Origin of the sequence: Peptidiphaga gingivicola, from assembly GCF_001652275.1 — a bacterium.
GTDB classification, from domain to species: Bacteria; Actinomycetota; Actinomycetes; order Actinomycetales; family Actinomycetaceae; genus Peptidiphaga; species Peptidiphaga gingivicola.
On sequence record NZ_LVZK01000003.1, the window covers coordinates 91,859 to 105,924 of the forward strand.

Below are 14,066 nucleotides of genomic sequence, written 5' to 3' on the forward strand. Positions count from 1 at the left end.
AGGCGCCGGCGGGCCGAGGCGGGAGCGCACACTCGGGGAACGGGTGTGCGCACCGGAGGAGGCGCGCGGAGCGGAAAATGGAACGTAGACTTATACGCGTCAATGACCGCGAGTAGATGGAGCCGCAGTGTTCGGCAAGAAGAAAACCGAGGCGACCCCCGAGCCTGAAGTCGAGGAGGCCGCCCCCAAACCGCGCAAGGGCTACACCCCGAAGAAGGCCACTCCCACGCCGTCGCGCAAGAAGGCGAACGCGGCCAACAGGCAGCCGATCGTCGCCAATCGCAAGGCGATGTCCAGGGAGGAGCGCAGGGAGCTCAAGCGCGAACGGTCCGAGGCGAACACCGCCCGGTGGAACAAGCAGCAGGAGGCCATGCGCACGGGCGACGAGCGGAACATGCCTCCCCAGCACGCCGGCCCGGTTCGCCGTTTCGGCCGCGACGTCATCGATTCGCGGTTCTCTCCCGGCTCGTACTTCATGCCGCTCGCTTTGCTCCTTCTTGCCGGGCTGTTCGTTCAGAGATTCGCTCCGCGCCTGTTCGTCGTGTTCACAGTCTCTGTCTACGCGATCTTCATCGTCATCGCCGTGTGGACGGGAAAGAACGTGCGCCGCGCGCGGGTGCTGGCGGAGCACAAGTTCGGCGCAGACCGCATTCCTCGGGGATTCTCCATGCAGCTGTTCAGCCGCGCCTTCTATCCCAGGCGTTGGCGCATGCCCCGCCCCCAGGTCGCGCCCGGGAACATTCCGGCGGGGGCCGGCGACGCCGACTACAAAGAGGCAAAGGCGGAGCGAAAGAAGGGCTGAGGAGCAGCCGCCCGCCGACGCGCACGTCGGCCTAGGCCGTGCGGCGGCCGCCCCGCTTGCGCGAAGAGCTAGGCTTTAACTTGCTTGCTGGCAGTCACTTCGGCCGCCCCGCTTGCGCGAGCTGGTCTATTTGCGCGAAAAGGCTAACCGCGCGGAAGGCTATTTGCGGGCCAAAGCGCGGTTGATCCGGCCTGGCATGAGAGGCCCCTCGTACACGAAGCCAGTGAGGGCTTCGAGGAGGTCGGCGCCGGCGCTCACCATCGCTTCCGCGTCGCTCACCGTGAAGATCCCCCCGACGCCGATGACGATGTAATCCGGCCCGAGCCTCTTCCTCAAACGGGAAACGACCTCCAGGGCCCTCGCGCGAACCGGCTCGCCGGACAGTCCTCCTTCGCCGTGGGAGTGGGCGACGGTCGTATTCGTCGCGACGACGCCGTCCATCTCCTCCTCGACTGCCAGGTCGGCGACGCCGTCGACGTCGGCGTCGCCGAGGTCGGGGGCGATTTTCACGAGAATCGGGACGCGGCGGCCGGCGGCGAGATCGGCGGCCTCGCGCGTGGCGCGCACGATCGGCCTGAGCGACTCGACGGCTTGAAGATCGCGCAGGCCGGGGGTATTCGGCGAGGAGACGTTGACGACCAAATAGTCGGCGTAGGGCGCGAGCTTTCTGGCGCACACAGCGTAGTCGGCAGGGGCGTCGGCCGCTTCGACCCACTTGTTCTTGCCGACGTTGACGCCGACGACGCAGGCCCGTCCGCGCCGAGTCAGCCGCAGCATGGCGAGCCGCTCGGCGACGGCGTCGGCGCCGTCGTTGTTGAAGCCCATGCGGTTGCGGAAGGCGCGCTCCTCCGGCAGGCGCCACAGCCGCGGGCGGTCGTTGCCCGGCTGGGGCAACGGCGTGACCGTGCCGACCTCGGTGAAGGCGAAGCCCATGGCGATCGTTCCGAGGACGGCTGTGGCATTCTTGTCCTGCCCGGCCGCCAGGCCGAGCCTGCCGGGAACGGGGCGGGCGAGCAGGCCTCGCAGGCGGTCGCCGCCCAAATGCCCGACCGTCGCCGAGCTCAGCCGGGCCAACGGCGACCGTCCAAAGGCTCCGATGAGGCGCATGGCCGTTTTGTGAGCCTGCTCAGGATCGGTTTTCGCCAGAGCGTGCTTGTAGAGAAGGCGGTAGAGCATCTCATCCTCCGTTGCGCGTGGCTATCTTCGCCGGCATCGACCACGCCAACCAGGCGAGCGCCGCCAGCGCGCCAACGGTCGGAAGATAGAAATAGGTGCTTCCTGCGTCGTGCCAAGGGCTCACCCGGTCGAGAAAGTCCCCGAAAGGCGTCAAGGCCGCGAAGGGGGCGCAAAGGTTGGCCGCCCAGCAGGCGGTGGCGACCCTGCGCATTCTCCTGCCGTTGTGCACCACGCCGATGGTCCCCGCCGCCCAAGCGGCGGCGGAAAGGAGGGTCAGACTCCCGCGGGCGCCGTGCCCGCCGAGAAAATCGTCGGTCGAGGCGACGATTCCCCTCCACAGAAAAATCGCCGAACCGACGGCCAGGAGAACGAATATGACGCGCGGCCAGCCCGTGGCGGTTTGCCGCCCGTCGTGCAGTTCAACCCCGTCGGTCATTCGACGCTCCTTCCCGTCTATCATGGTGTCCATGACCCCGTTTGCCGCGATTTCGCCGAGCTCAGCCCCATCCGACGCCACCGCGGTGGTCGCCCATTCCAGGGGGAACGTCCTCTCCTCCATCCTCGACGAGGACGAACGCGACGACATTCTCGCGTCCTTTCGGGGATTGGCCGACATGTCCTTGCCCAATGCGACCCATCGAATTGTCTCCCGTTCGAAAGAGCATCGCCAAATCATCGCCGTCTCGCTGCCGCCGGATCCGTCGCCCGGCGATCTGCGCGAAGCCGCGGGCGCAGGCGTGCGGGCGGCGGGAGAGGCGCGCAGCGTCGTCGTCGATATGCCGCATGCGAACGCCAAAGAGTTCGAAGCGCTCGCAGAGGGGGCCGGGCTGGGCGCCTATCGTTTCACCGCGTACAAGAGCGGGGCAGGCGCCGCGACGAAAGTGTCGGTTGTCACTGGCGTCCCGGCCGCCCCCGTCAAGCGCGTTCGCCGCATCCTCGAGGCGCAGTGCGCCGTGCGCGATCTCGTCAACACTCCGGGAGGGGACCTCGGGCCTTCGGAGTTCGTGCGCCGGATTCGATCGCTGGCCGACGACGCAGGCGGTTCGGCGATCGACGTCGAAGTGCTCGAAGAGGAAGAACTTCGAGCCAAAGGCTGCGGCGGCCTGCTCGGCGTCGGCAAAGGCTCGCAGGAGCCGCCCCGCCTCGTCAGGATGGAGTGGAACCCCGTCGGCGCCCGCGTCCACATCGCGCTGGTCGGCAAGGGCATAACCTTCGATTCGGGCGGCATGTCGCTCAAAAGCCACGAGGGCCTGGCCGACATGAAGACGGACATGGCGGGCGCCGCCTCCGCCGCGGCGGCTGTGCAGGCGTGCGCGGGGCTTCGAATTCCCGCGAGGGTCACCGCCTGGCTGTGCGTCGCGGAGAACATGCTTTCCGCCTCGGCAATCAGGGTCGGGGACGTCCTGCGCATTGCGGACTGAACCACCGTGGAGGTGACGAACACCGACGCCGAAGGCCGCCTCGTCCTCGCCGACGGCCTCGCCCTCGCCTCGCGGGAGAGTCCAGACGAGGTCATCGACGTCGCCACTCTAACCGGGGCGCAGATTCGAGCCCTCGGCACGCGGTGCGCGGGCCTCATGGGCTCTTCGAACCTCGTCTCGGACATCGCGGCCGCTGCAGAGTCCGCCGGCGAGATTCTCTGGCCCATGCCCCTGCCCGATTATCTTGAGACCTCCCTCTCATCGAACGTCGCGGACATGAAAAACACGGCCGGACCCGAAGCCGGGATGCTCGTGGCGGGCGTCTTTTTGCGACACTTCGTCGGCGACGCCGAATGGGCCCACCTCGACATCGCCGGCCCGTCCTTCAACACGGGAGAAGGCTGGGGGTGCACTCCCTCCGGGGCGACCGGCTACGGCGTGCGCACCCTCGTGCGCCACATTGAGCGGGCCGCAAAGGCGATGGGCTCGCAAGGCGCGTAGGCCCCTTCCCGTTCGCCTGCGGCATCCCGCGGTTCCGCTGCGGGCGTAAGGCGGCCGCGTCGAGGACTCAGCGGCCTTTAGGCCGTCAGCCGCGCCTCTTCCTTTCGTTCCACTGGCGAACGGAGTCGGGATATCCCGTTTTGACGACCTCGTAAAACGGAATTCCCAGCTCATTGGCGAGCCTCGCGCCGTCTCTGAGGCCGGGGACCTTGCGGCGCGTCCATTCGCCGTCGCGCGCGACGAGCATGAGGGCGGACGGCTCGCGCGGAGTCTCGGCCTCGTAATAGGCCTCCACGCCCTGGCGCGTGGCGACGAACTCCCGGAAGTGCGCGGTCGTCGCCGAACGCGCCTGCGCCTGGCCGCGCCTCGACGAGCCGGACGTGCCCGGCGATCTCTTTCGTGAAAACAGACCCATGGATCTAAGGGTAAGCCGGAAGAGAGAGAAAGGTGGCACAATGGGAGAGTGCGAAATCAACCACTTAGGTGGATAATTGGGACATAAGTACTACGTCCAACCTAAATCAACTCGAAGGAGAGGTACGTGGCTGAGACTCTCGAATACGACGTCGTGGTGCTCGGAGCGGGAAGCGGCGGATACGCCGCGGCCATGCGAGCGGCGCAACTGGGACTCAAAGTTGCCCTTGTCGAAGGGGACAAGGTCGGCGGCACATGTCTTCATCGCGGATGCATTCCCACGAAGGCCCTCTTGCACGCCGCCGAAGTGGCCGACGAAATGCGCGAAGGCGGCTCCATCGGCGTTCGCGGAAGCTTTGAGGGCATCGACATGGATGCCCTCAACTCGTACAAGGACGGCGTCGTCCAGCGCATGTACAAGGGACTGACGGGGCTCGTGGCGTCGCGCGGCGTCGAGACGGTCAACGGGTGGGGCCGCCTCGTCTCGAAAGACACCGTCGACGTCGACGGAACGCTCTACCGCGGAAAGAACGTCGTCTTGGCGTCGGGGTCCTTCTCGAAAACCCTGGGCCTGGAGATTGCGGGCCGCATCATCACCTCCGACCAGGCCCTCAACATGGACCGCGTTCCGAACTCCGCGATCATCCTGGGAGGCGGCGTCATCGGTGTGGAGTTCGCCTCGGTGTGGCGCTCTTACGGCGTCGACGTGACGATCGTCGAAGGCCTTCCGAGCCTCGTTCCCAACGAGGACCCCTCGGTCTCCAAGCAGCTGGAGCGCTCCTTCCGCAAGCGCGGCATCAAGTTCTCGACGAAGACGATGTTCGAACGCGCCGAGCAGGACGAATCCTCCGTGACGGTCCACACGCAGGACGGAAAGTCCTTCACCGCCGATTATTTGCTCGTCGCCATCGGGCGGGGCCCGGCGACGTCGGGCCTCGGCTATGAGGAGCAGGGGGTCTCGATGGACCGCGGCTTCGTCCTGACGGACGAGCGGCTGCGCACGAACGTTCCCGGCGTGTACGCCGTGGGCGACATCGTTCCGGGGCTGCAACTGGCCCATCGCGGCTTCCTTCAGGGAATCTTCGTCGCGGAGGAGATCGCCGGGCTGAACCCCAGGGCCATCGACGAAAACCTCATTCCCAGGGTCACCTTCTCGAACCCTGAGATCGCCTCCGTGGGCCTCAACCAGAACAAAGCCGAGGAAAAGTACGGCAAGGGCAACGTCGAGGCAGTCGAGTTCAACCTTGCGGGCAACGGCAAGTCGCAGATGCTCGGCACGCAGGGCTTCGTCAAGATCGTGCGGGTCAAGGACGGGCCCATAGTCGGCTTCCACGCGATCGGCGCCCGTATGGGCGAGCAGGTCGGAGAAGGTCAGCTGCTCGTCTCTTGGGAGGCACAGCCTGAGGACTTCGACGGTCTCATTCACGCCCATCCAACTCAGAACGAGTCGATCGGCGAGGCGATCCTCGCCCTCGCCGGCAAGCCCTTGCACACTCACAACTAAGAAGTAGGGAATCATGTCTGAACCGATTAAGATGCCCGCGCTGGGCGAGTCTGTCTCCAGCGGCACGGTCACCACGTGGCTCAAGCAGGTCGGCGAGGCGGTCGAGGTGGACGAAGCCGTCCTCGAAGTCTCCACCGACAAGGTCGACACCGAGGTCCCGGCCCCCGCCTCCGGGGTGCTCGAGCAGATCCTCGTGGGCGAAGACGAAGAGGTCGACGTCGGCACGGTCCTCGGCTACATCGGCGACGGCTCGGGCGCCGCTGCGCCCACGGAGACGGCTCCGGTTGAAACGCCCGCCCCCGCAGCCCCGGCTCCCGAGCTCCAGGCTCCGGTCGAACCGGCGGCAGGCGGCGACGCGGCTCCGCCGTCCTCGTCCGGCGCCCCCGCCGCAGGCGTCGAAGTCCGCATGCCTGCACTCGGCGAGTCCGTCGCCGAAGGCACTGTCACCACTTGGCTCAAGCAGGTCGGCGAGGCAGTCGAAGCCGACGAACCGCTTCTGGAAGTCTCCACCGACAAGGTCGACACCGAGGTCCCCGCACCGGCTTCCGGCGTGCTTCTCTCCATCGCCGTGGGCGAGGACGAGACCGTCGCAGTGGGAACCGTCCTCGCCCTGATCGGCGACGCCTCCGCGGCGCCGGCCGCCGCTCCCGCGCAGCCGGCCCCAGCCGTCGCGGCGCCGACTCCCCCGCCCGCGCCTCAAACGCCTCCTGCTGCGGCCGCGCCTGCCAAGCCCGTCCAGCCCGCAGCTCCGGCGTCGAACACGCCGGGCGCCGCCGATTCCCCGGCCAAGCGCGCGGCCTCGCCGAAGCACGCCGCTTCGGCCGTCGCAGCCGCCGGAGAGGCCTCGGGCTACGTCACGCCCATCGTCCGGAAGTATGCCAAGGAAAAGGGAATCGACCTCGCCGAGGTCACGGGCACCGGCGTCGGCGGACGCATCAGGAGGCAGGACATCGACGCCCTCGTTGAGGCGAAGAGACAGGCTGAGGAGGCTCAAAGGCAGGCCGCAGCCGCGAAGGCCCCGGCTTCCGCGGCGTCCTCGGGCAAGCCCTCGGCCGAGGCAGAGCAGCTGCGCGGCACCACCCAGAAGATGAGCCGCCTGCGCCAGGTCATCTCCGAGCGCATGGTCGACTCCCTCAAGGTCTCCGCCCAGCTGACCACGGTCATCGAAGCGGACGTCACCCGCATCGTCGCCCTCCGCGGCGCGAAGAAGGAGGAGTTCCAGGCGAAGACGGGGGCGAAGCTGACGTTCCTTCCCTTCTTCGTCAAGGCCGCCGTCGACGCGCTCAAGTCGCACCCGAAGATCAATGCGTCGATCGAGGGCAAAAAGGTGCACTACTGGGACCACGAGCACATCGGCATCGCCGTCGACGCCCCCAAGGGCCTCATGGTTCCGGTCATCAGAAACGCAGGCGACCTCAACATCACGGGCATCGCCAAGTCGATTGCCGACCTTGCCTCCCGCACCCGCGGCGGGAAGATCGGGCCAGACGAGCTTTCCGGCTCCACCTTCACGATCACCAACACGGGTTCGGCCGGCGCGCTGTTCGACACCCCGATCATCAACCAGCCCGAGGTGGCGATCCTCGGCGTCGGCACGATCGTCAAGCGCCCCGCGGTGATCAAGGACGCGGACGGCAACGAGGCGATCGGCATTCGCTCCTTCGTCTACCTTGCGCTGAGCTACGACCATCGCCTGGTCGACGGCGCCGACGCCGGACGTTACCTCTCCGACTTGAAGAAGCGACTCGAGTCGGGCGATTTTGAGGGCGATCTGGGAATCTGAGTTTCCCCTCGGTTTCGGATCCGAGCTCGAACGAGCCGATCCCGCCGCGGACCGGTCGATTTTGCCCGCAGGGCGCCACGAACCGAAAGGCTCGGCACGCCCTGCGGGCTTTCGCATGTCTGCGCGGCGACCCGCCCTTCGCAAGGGCAGCCGCAGCCGAGCACTCTGCAACGTCGCGCAAACGCAAAGGCCTGTCCACGGCTTTCCAAAGCGAACATCAAGGATTGCGCGGCCCCGCCGACCACCCGTCCGTCGTCGTGAACTCCTCCTGAACCGTCCTCACCCTCCACGTGCGCGCATCGACCGCCTCTACGCCCAGCAGCTTGGGCCGCAGCGTCGCAACTTCGCCGCCGTGACGTCGAAACACCGCCCGGTCGCAGCGTCAAGCGGAGTCCTCCGCCGAATGACAACGCCAACGCTCGCTTCATAAGCCCATGAGAGCACAAACGCGAGAGCACACGCGCCGTTCCCACAGACCCCCGCGAGAGCACACGCGCCGTTCCCACAGACCCCATCACATTGGCCCGCGCGGCAGTATCCACTAGAATCTGGGTGTTCGGAGGAAGGACTGACATGGCCAAGGACAAGAACGGCAAAAAGCCCAAAAAGCAACGCTGGTACAAGGTCATCGGCGAGGCATACAAGATCACCAAACGCTCCTACCCGTGGGTGGGCTGGGCGCTCCTCGGCGCCGCCGCCCTGGGATTGCTCGTCGGCATCGTCCTCACAATCGTCCTAGGCGGCTTCTTCTGGATCGTCTTCGGCGTCATGCTCGCCTTCATCCTGCCGATGATCACCCTCGTGCGGCTCGTGCGGCGGGCGAGCTACGGCCAAATCGACGGAATGCCGGGAGCCGTCTCCGCGGTGCTCGACAACATCGGGCGCGGCTGGAACGTCACCACGGAACCCGTCCGATTCAACGCCCGCACCCAAGACCTCCTCTTCAGGGCGGTCGGCCGAGCCGGAATTGTCCTCGTCACCGAAGGCCCCACGCAGCGCGTGCGCAACCTCGTCGCCGAGGAGAAGCGCGCCCTCAAGCGCGTCGCCCCCAACACTCCCATTCACGTCATCAACGTCGGCAACGACGACGATCAGACAAAACTCATGGCTCTGGAGAAGGAGATGCGCAAGTTCCCCAAGGCCATCACCAGCCAGGAAGTCGCTGCGCTCTCCAACCGCCTGGACGCCCTGAACTCAAAGGCCCTTCCCATCCCGAAGGGCATCGACCCCGCCAAGGCCCGCGCCAACCGCCGCGCTCTGCGAGGAAACTGACACGGGCCGACTCGCCTCGCGAAGCAGCCGCCCCGACAAGTCGAGCCAACCGTGGATCGCGCAAGAAACAGACGGCCAAACGCCAAGCATGGTCGGTCACACCCCTGGAACACATGCAGCGAAGCTCCAGACAGCCGGGTAACATGCAAGTGTTCGAGGCATTCCGCCCGCGTGTGCGACGTCGGCGGACTCCCCATCGCCTCACAGACGAAGAGCATTAAGGAGTGACCGTGTTCTCAACCGCGGAAGAAGCCATCGCCTACACTCGAGAGGAAGGAGTCAAGTTCATCGACGTCAGGTTCTGCGACCTGCCCGGCGTCATGCAGCACTTCTCCATTCCCGTGGACGCCTTCAAAGACGACGTCTTCACCGAGGGCCTCATGTTCGACGGTTCGTCGATCCGAGGATTCCAGGCCATCCACGAGTCGGACATGAAGCTCGTTCCCGATGTGACATCGGCATACGTCGATCCGTTCCGCATCGAAAAGACCCTGGTCATGAATTTTTCCATCGTCGACCCTTTCACGGGCGAGCCTTATCCCCGCGATCCGCGGAACATCGCCCGCCGCGCCGAGGAGTATCTGCACTCGACGGGCATCGCAGACACGGTTTACTTCGGCGCCGAGGCGGAGTTTTACGTCTTCGACGACATCCGCTTCGACTCACAGGTCAATTCCTCCTTTTACGCCATCGACTCCGAGGCCGGATGGTGGAACACCGGCCGGGACGAAGCGGGGGCCAACCTCGGATACAAGACGCGGCTCAAAGGAGGCTACTTCCCCGTTTCACCGAACGATCACTTCTGCGATTTGCGAGACGCGATGTCGGTTCGCCTCGCCGACGTCGGCCTGGAAGTCGAACGCGCGCACCACGAAGTTGGCACCGGCGGACAGCAAGAGATCAACTACACCTTCAGCACGCTTCTCGCCGCAGCCGACGACCTCATGAAGTTCAAGTACATCATCAAGAACACGGCATTCGAACACGGCAAATCGGCGACTTTCATGCCCAAGCCCCTTTTCGGCGACAACGGCTCCGGCATGCACTGCCATCAGTCACTGTGGAAGAACGGCGTTCCGCTTTTCGCGGACGAGAGGGGCTACGGAGGCCTGTCGGACATGGCGCGCTGGTACATCGGGGGACTCCTCGAGCACGCCCCTTCGCTCCTCGCCTTCACAAATCCTTCGATCAACTCTTTCCACAGGCTCGTTCCCGGCTTTGAGGCGCCGGTGAACCTCGTCTACTCGGCCCGCAACCGCTCGGCCTGCATCCGCATCCCCGTCACAGGCTCGTCCGCAAAGGCGAAAAGGGTCGAGTATCGGGTGCCGGACCCCTCCGCCAATCCCTACCTCGCTTTTGCCGCGCAGCTCATGGCGGGCGTCGACGGCATCAAGAATCGCACGGAGCCGGCCGAGCCGATCGACAAGGACCTTTACGAGCTCCCGCCCGAGGAGCACGCACTGATCGACCAGCTGCCGGAGTCTTTCGAGGACGCGCTTCGCGCGCTCGAGGCGGACCACGACTATCTCCTCGAGGGCGACGTCTTCACCGAGGACCTCATCCGCACGTGGATCGACTACAAGACCGCCAACGAGATAGCTCCTGTGCGCCAGCGCCCCCACCCTTACGAATTCGCTCTCTACTACGACATCTAGAAGCGCAGCGCCCCGCTCGGCGGTCGGCTTAGATGCCGGGCCCGGCGGACGGCGAGACGTTCGAGCGGCAACTCGGCAACGGAGCGGCGCCGCGTGCCCGGCCCGGCGGGCGGCGGAGAGCTGATCGGCTTTATTCGCGGCGTCGTCCGTTTGGCCAGGCCCTGCGGGGCGGGCCGACGTCGTCGCGGCCTCATCCGTCCAGACTTCCAGGCAGAGGGCTGGATCCGGCGCCGTTCGTCGAACGATTGCGCTCGTAAACAACATCGTGCTCGTAAATGACCAGGTGCCCCCGTTTCCAATGGCGCCCTCCAGGGACAAGCCTGACATCGCGGCCCGAAAAGGCATCCGGGGTCCATGAAAGCCCCTCCTCGAGCCAAGAAAAGTACCCGGATCGCATGAGAAGCGGCCTGCGATCAATGAAAAACACCCAAAATCCATAAAAGCTTCCCATAAAACGCCAGGGCTCTCCGTCCTGCCGCCTCCTAACGGACTTTGCTGCCTCCCACCGGACTCTGCCGCCTCCTAACGGACTTTGCTGCCTCCCACCGGACTCCCCGCTGCCTTATAACGTCCGCCACACTTCTTGCATAACTATTAGCATTTATTTATAGTTATTTATTGATAAGTCAAAACACGCAAGCCCTGAAGTCTGGAGTGTCCATGCTGAGAAAGACCCGCGTCGTCGCCGTCGCGTGCGCGTGCATGCTTGCACTTGCGTCCTGCGGTTCGGCCGACGACGCCGTCCGTGACTACAACCAGTCCGACATAGCGGTTTTCGACGCCTCATCAGTGCGCGCCGACCCCAAGATCGCCGCAATGGTTCCTCGGGCCGCAAAAGCCGATGGGAAGCTGACGATCGGGTCGAACCTCTATTACGCCCCCGCGGATTTCAAGCAGGGAGAGACGCCGGTCGGCTACGAAATGGACGTCATGAGAGCCGTCGCCGCGCGAATGGGGCTCGACTTGGAGATCCAAGAGTCCAGTTTCGATTCGATTCTCCCCCGAATTCCCAAACGTTACGAAGCGGGAGCCTCGGCCTTCACGATCACCAACGAGCGAACTGCGAACTTCAACATGATCCAGTACTACGAGGTGGGCACCTCTTGGGCGGTGGCGGCCGGCAACCCCTCGAAGTTCACGCCCGGGTCGATATGCGGGCGGACGATCGGCGTCCAAACGGGCACTCTCCAAGACGAGGCCGTCGCCAAAACAGCGAAGAAATGCCATAAACAACCGACGATACAGCGATATGACGCCCAAGAGAACGTCACCCTGGCGCTGAGCGGAGGGAAAATCGAAGCCATGACCGCCGACTCCTCGGTGATCAACTACGCCATCCACAGAGCCAAGGGCGCATTGGAAGCCGCCGGGCCGATCATGGAGAAGGCGCCGCAAGGAATCGTCGTCTCAAAAGACAACCCTGCTCTGACGGCAGCCATTCAAGCGTCCCTGCAGTCCCTCATGGACGACGGAACGCTCAAAAAGATCTTCAAGTCCTGGAACATCGACGAGAACATCGCCTCCAAGGCGCTCCTCAATCCGAAGGTGTGACATGAATTCGAACACTGCAAACAAGCCTGCCGAGCAAAACGGCAACGAGCAAAAAGGCAAGGCTCCAGAGGCGAAACAAACCAAGGGAATCAAACCACTTGGATCCGCCCGCCCCGCCAAAGAAGCGGAATCCGCTGCCCGACAGGCTAAAAAGGGCGGTCAGCAGGCCGAAGAGCAGCCTCAGCTCATCCGCGCAATCCCCGTTCCGCACTACGGCCGGTGGCTGGCTGCCGCCATCCTCGCCCTCCTGGCCGCGATGGGCATTCACAGCGTCGCCACGAACAAGAACTTCCACTGGGAGCTCATATGGAAGACGCTCTTCACGGTGGAGATCTTTCGGGCAATCGGCTGGACGCTCATTCTGACGGTTGCATCCATGGCCATCGGCATCGTCCTGGCGATCCTGATGGCGATTATGCGGCGCTCGGACAACCCGATCATGCGGGCGGTCGCCACATTTTACATTTGGTTCTTCCGCGGGACGCCGGTCTACACGCAGTTAATCTTCTGGGGGCTCATAGGCGTTCTCTACCCTCGTCTGAGCTTTGGCGTGCCCTTCGGCGAGGAGTTCTTCAGCTTCCGCACCTACGACCTGTTCACGGCAGCGGTTTCGGCGATCGTCGGGCTGGGCCTGAATGAAGGCGCATATCTTTCCGAGATCATCAGATCGGGCCTCAACTCCGTCGACAAAGGCCAAGAAGAGGCCGCTCAGGCACTGGGAATGAGCCCCCGGCAAATTCTCTATCGGATCATCATCCCCCAGGCTATGCGAGTCATCGTTCCACCCACCGGCAACGAAACGATCTCGATGCTCAAGACGACCTCCCTCGTCACCGCCGTTCCCTTCACCTTCGAGCTGACGAAAGTGGCGACGGACTACGGCTCGCAGACGCTCCTGCCGATTCCATTCCTCGTCGTCGCCGCGATCTGGTACCTAGTCATCACGTCAGTGCTCATGATCGGCCAGGCACGCCTGGAGGCATACTACGGAAAGGGATCGACGAATTCGACGTCGCGCGCATCCCGGCGGCGCAAGCGCAAGCGGAACGAGTCTAGGCAAGAGGCGATCAACGCCGCCCACACGACGCCGGGCGGCAACTCGGGCCAATGGACACCCTAGGAGAAACACATGGCAATGGTTGAGATACAAGACGTCCACAAATTCTTCGGCGAGCTGCACGTCCTCAAGGGAGTGTCGCTCGAAGTCGAGGCGGGCGAGGTTTGCACGATCCTCGGACCGTCCGGTTCGGGGAAGTCGACGCTATTGCGATGCGTCAACGTTCTGGAGGAGATTCAGGCGGGCTCGATACACGTGGACGGCATACTCATGGGGTACGGCCAGGATGCCGAAGGGCGCCTGTACGAGCTGCGTCCCAAGGAACTCGCGGCCCAACGCGCGCCGATCGGCATGGTCTTCCAGAGATTCAATCTCTTTCCGCATATGACGGCGCTCGAGAACGTCGTCGAAGCGCCGATCAAGGTCAAGGGGGCGAACAAGAGCAAAGCCAAAGCCAAGGCGAGCGAGCTCCTCGAGCGGGTGGGGCTGGCGGAGAGGGCCGACCATTATCCGGCCCAGCTTTCAGGCGGACAGGCGCAGCGGGTCGCCATCGCCCGCGCTCTGGCGATGGAACCGGACCTCATGCTTTTCGACGAGCCCACATCCGCGCTGGACCCGGAGCTGGTCGGCGAGGTTCTCGCCGTCATGCAGGATTTGGCTGCTTCGGGTATGACGATGCTGGTCGTGACCCACGAGATGGGCTTCGCCCGCGAAGTGTCCGACACCGTCGTCTTCATGGACCAGGGAAGCATCGTCGAGAGCGGCTCCCCGGAGGACGTCCTCGTCAACCCAAGCAACCAGCGCACCCGCGACTTCCTTGACAAGGTCCTGAGCCACGACTCGTGAGGCACGCCATGGCCGAGGACCCTCAAGGCCGAACGGCAAGCAGTCGCAGACGGCCGCACTCTACAGCGCGCCGCCCGGGTTTCC

General features: G+C 64.8%; 12 protein-coding genes and 1 pseudogene. 9 read left to right on the plus strand and 4 right to left on the minus strand.

The annotated features are described in order from the left end of the window. Positions 1–127 precede the first annotated feature (127 nt). Positions 128–802: a DUF3043 domain-containing protein gene (locus A4H34_RS08935; protein ID WP_009199702.1), complete on the plus strand. Its 675-nt coding sequence runs from the start codon at positions 128–130 to the stop codon at positions 800–802. A 159-nt stretch (positions 803–961) separates the two neighbouring features. On the opposite strand, the gene A4H34_RS08940 is transcribed toward A4H34_RS08935, so the two are convergent. Both A4H34_RS08940 and A4H34_RS11070 read right to left on the minus strand, forming a co-directional pair. Continuing rightward, the gene (locus tag A4H34_RS08940) at positions 962–1,978 is read right to left on the minus strand and encodes a quinone-dependent dihydroorotate dehydrogenase (protein WP_064231865.1); all 1,017 of its coding nucleotides are present in this window, start codon (positions 1,976–1,978) and stop codon (positions 962–964) included. A 1-nt stretch (position 1,979) separates the two neighbouring features. Then, on the minus strand, positions 1,980–2,414 hold the full coding sequence (locus tag A4H34_RS11070; RefSeq protein ID WP_040323547.1) for a hypothetical protein: 435 nt from the start codon (positions 2,412–2,414) through the stop codon (positions 1,980–1,982). A 178-nt stretch (positions 2,415–2,592) separates the two neighbouring features. Between A4H34_RS11070 and A4H34_RS11075 the strand changes: the two are divergent. Then, positions 2,593–3,900 (plus strand): annotated as a pseudogene (locus A4H34_RS11075) (leucyl aminopeptidase). Between the two features lie 85 nt (positions 3,901–3,985). Here the strand turns inward: A4H34_RS11075 and A4H34_RS08955 are convergent. After that, positions 3,986–4,315: a hypothetical protein gene (locus A4H34_RS08955; RefSeq protein ID WP_009199706.1), complete on the minus strand. Its 330-nt coding sequence runs from the start codon at positions 4,313–4,315 to the stop codon at positions 3,986–3,988. A 126-nt stretch (positions 4,316–4,441) separates the two neighbouring features. On the opposite strand from A4H34_RS08955, the gene lpdA reads away from it, so the two are divergent. Both lpdA and sucB read left to right on the plus strand, forming a co-directional pair. Continuing rightward, on the plus strand, positions 4,442–5,818 hold the full coding sequence (lpdA, locus tag A4H34_RS08960; protein ID WP_064231866.1) for a dihydrolipoyl dehydrogenase: 1,377 nt from the start codon (positions 4,442–4,444) through the stop codon (positions 5,816–5,818). A gap of 13 nt (positions 5,819–5,831) precedes the next feature. Beyond that, positions 5,832–7,601 carry a 2-oxoglutarate dehydrogenase, E2 component, dihydrolipoamide succinyltransferase gene (sucB, locus tag A4H34_RS08965; RefSeq protein ID WP_064231867.1) on the plus strand — a complete coding sequence of 590 codons (1,770 nt, stop codon included), beginning with the start codon at positions 5,832–5,834 and terminating at the stop codon, positions 7,599–7,601. A gap of 217 nt (positions 7,602–7,818) precedes the next feature. On the opposite strand, the gene A4H34_RS11080 is transcribed toward sucB, so the two are convergent. Beyond that, positions 7,819–7,968: a hypothetical protein gene (locus A4H34_RS11080; protein WP_009199710.1), complete on the minus strand. Its 150-nt coding sequence runs from the start codon at positions 7,966–7,968 to the stop codon at positions 7,819–7,821. A gap of 206 nt (positions 7,969–8,174) precedes the next feature. Between A4H34_RS11080 and A4H34_RS08970 the strand changes: the two genes are divergently transcribed. From A4H34_RS08970 to A4H34_RS08995, 5 genes are all read left to right on the plus strand, one after another. Next, complete coding sequence (locus A4H34_RS08970) at positions 8,175–8,873, plus strand: DUF4191 domain-containing protein (RefSeq protein ID WP_009199711.1); 699 nt, start codon at positions 8,175–8,177, stop codon at positions 8,871–8,873. A gap of 230 nt (positions 8,874–9,103) precedes the next feature. Then, the gene (gene glnA, locus A4H34_RS08975; protein WP_064231868.1) at positions 9,104–10,528 is read left to right on the plus strand and encodes a type I glutamate--ammonia ligase; all 1,425 of its coding nucleotides are present in this window, start codon (positions 9,104–9,106) and stop codon (positions 10,526–10,528) included. A gap of 660 nt (positions 10,529–11,188) precedes the next feature. After that, entirely contained in the window at positions 11,189–12,079 is an 891-nt protein-coding gene (locus A4H34_RS08985) for an ABC transporter substrate-binding protein (RefSeq protein WP_064231870.1), read from the plus strand. A gap of 1 nt (position 12,080) precedes the next feature. Further along, positions 12,081–13,199 (plus strand): amino acid ABC transporter permease, encoded by a 1,119-nt coding sequence (locus tag A4H34_RS08990; protein WP_156510312.1) that lies wholly within the window; start codon positions 12,081–12,083, stop codon positions 13,197–13,199. Between the two features lie 9 nt (positions 13,200–13,208). Then, complete coding sequence (locus A4H34_RS08995) at positions 13,209–13,982, plus strand: amino acid ABC transporter ATP-binding protein (RefSeq protein ID WP_064231871.1); 774 nt, start codon at positions 13,209–13,211, stop codon at positions 13,980–13,982. The last annotated feature ends 84 nt before the right edge of the window (positions 13,983–14,066 follow it).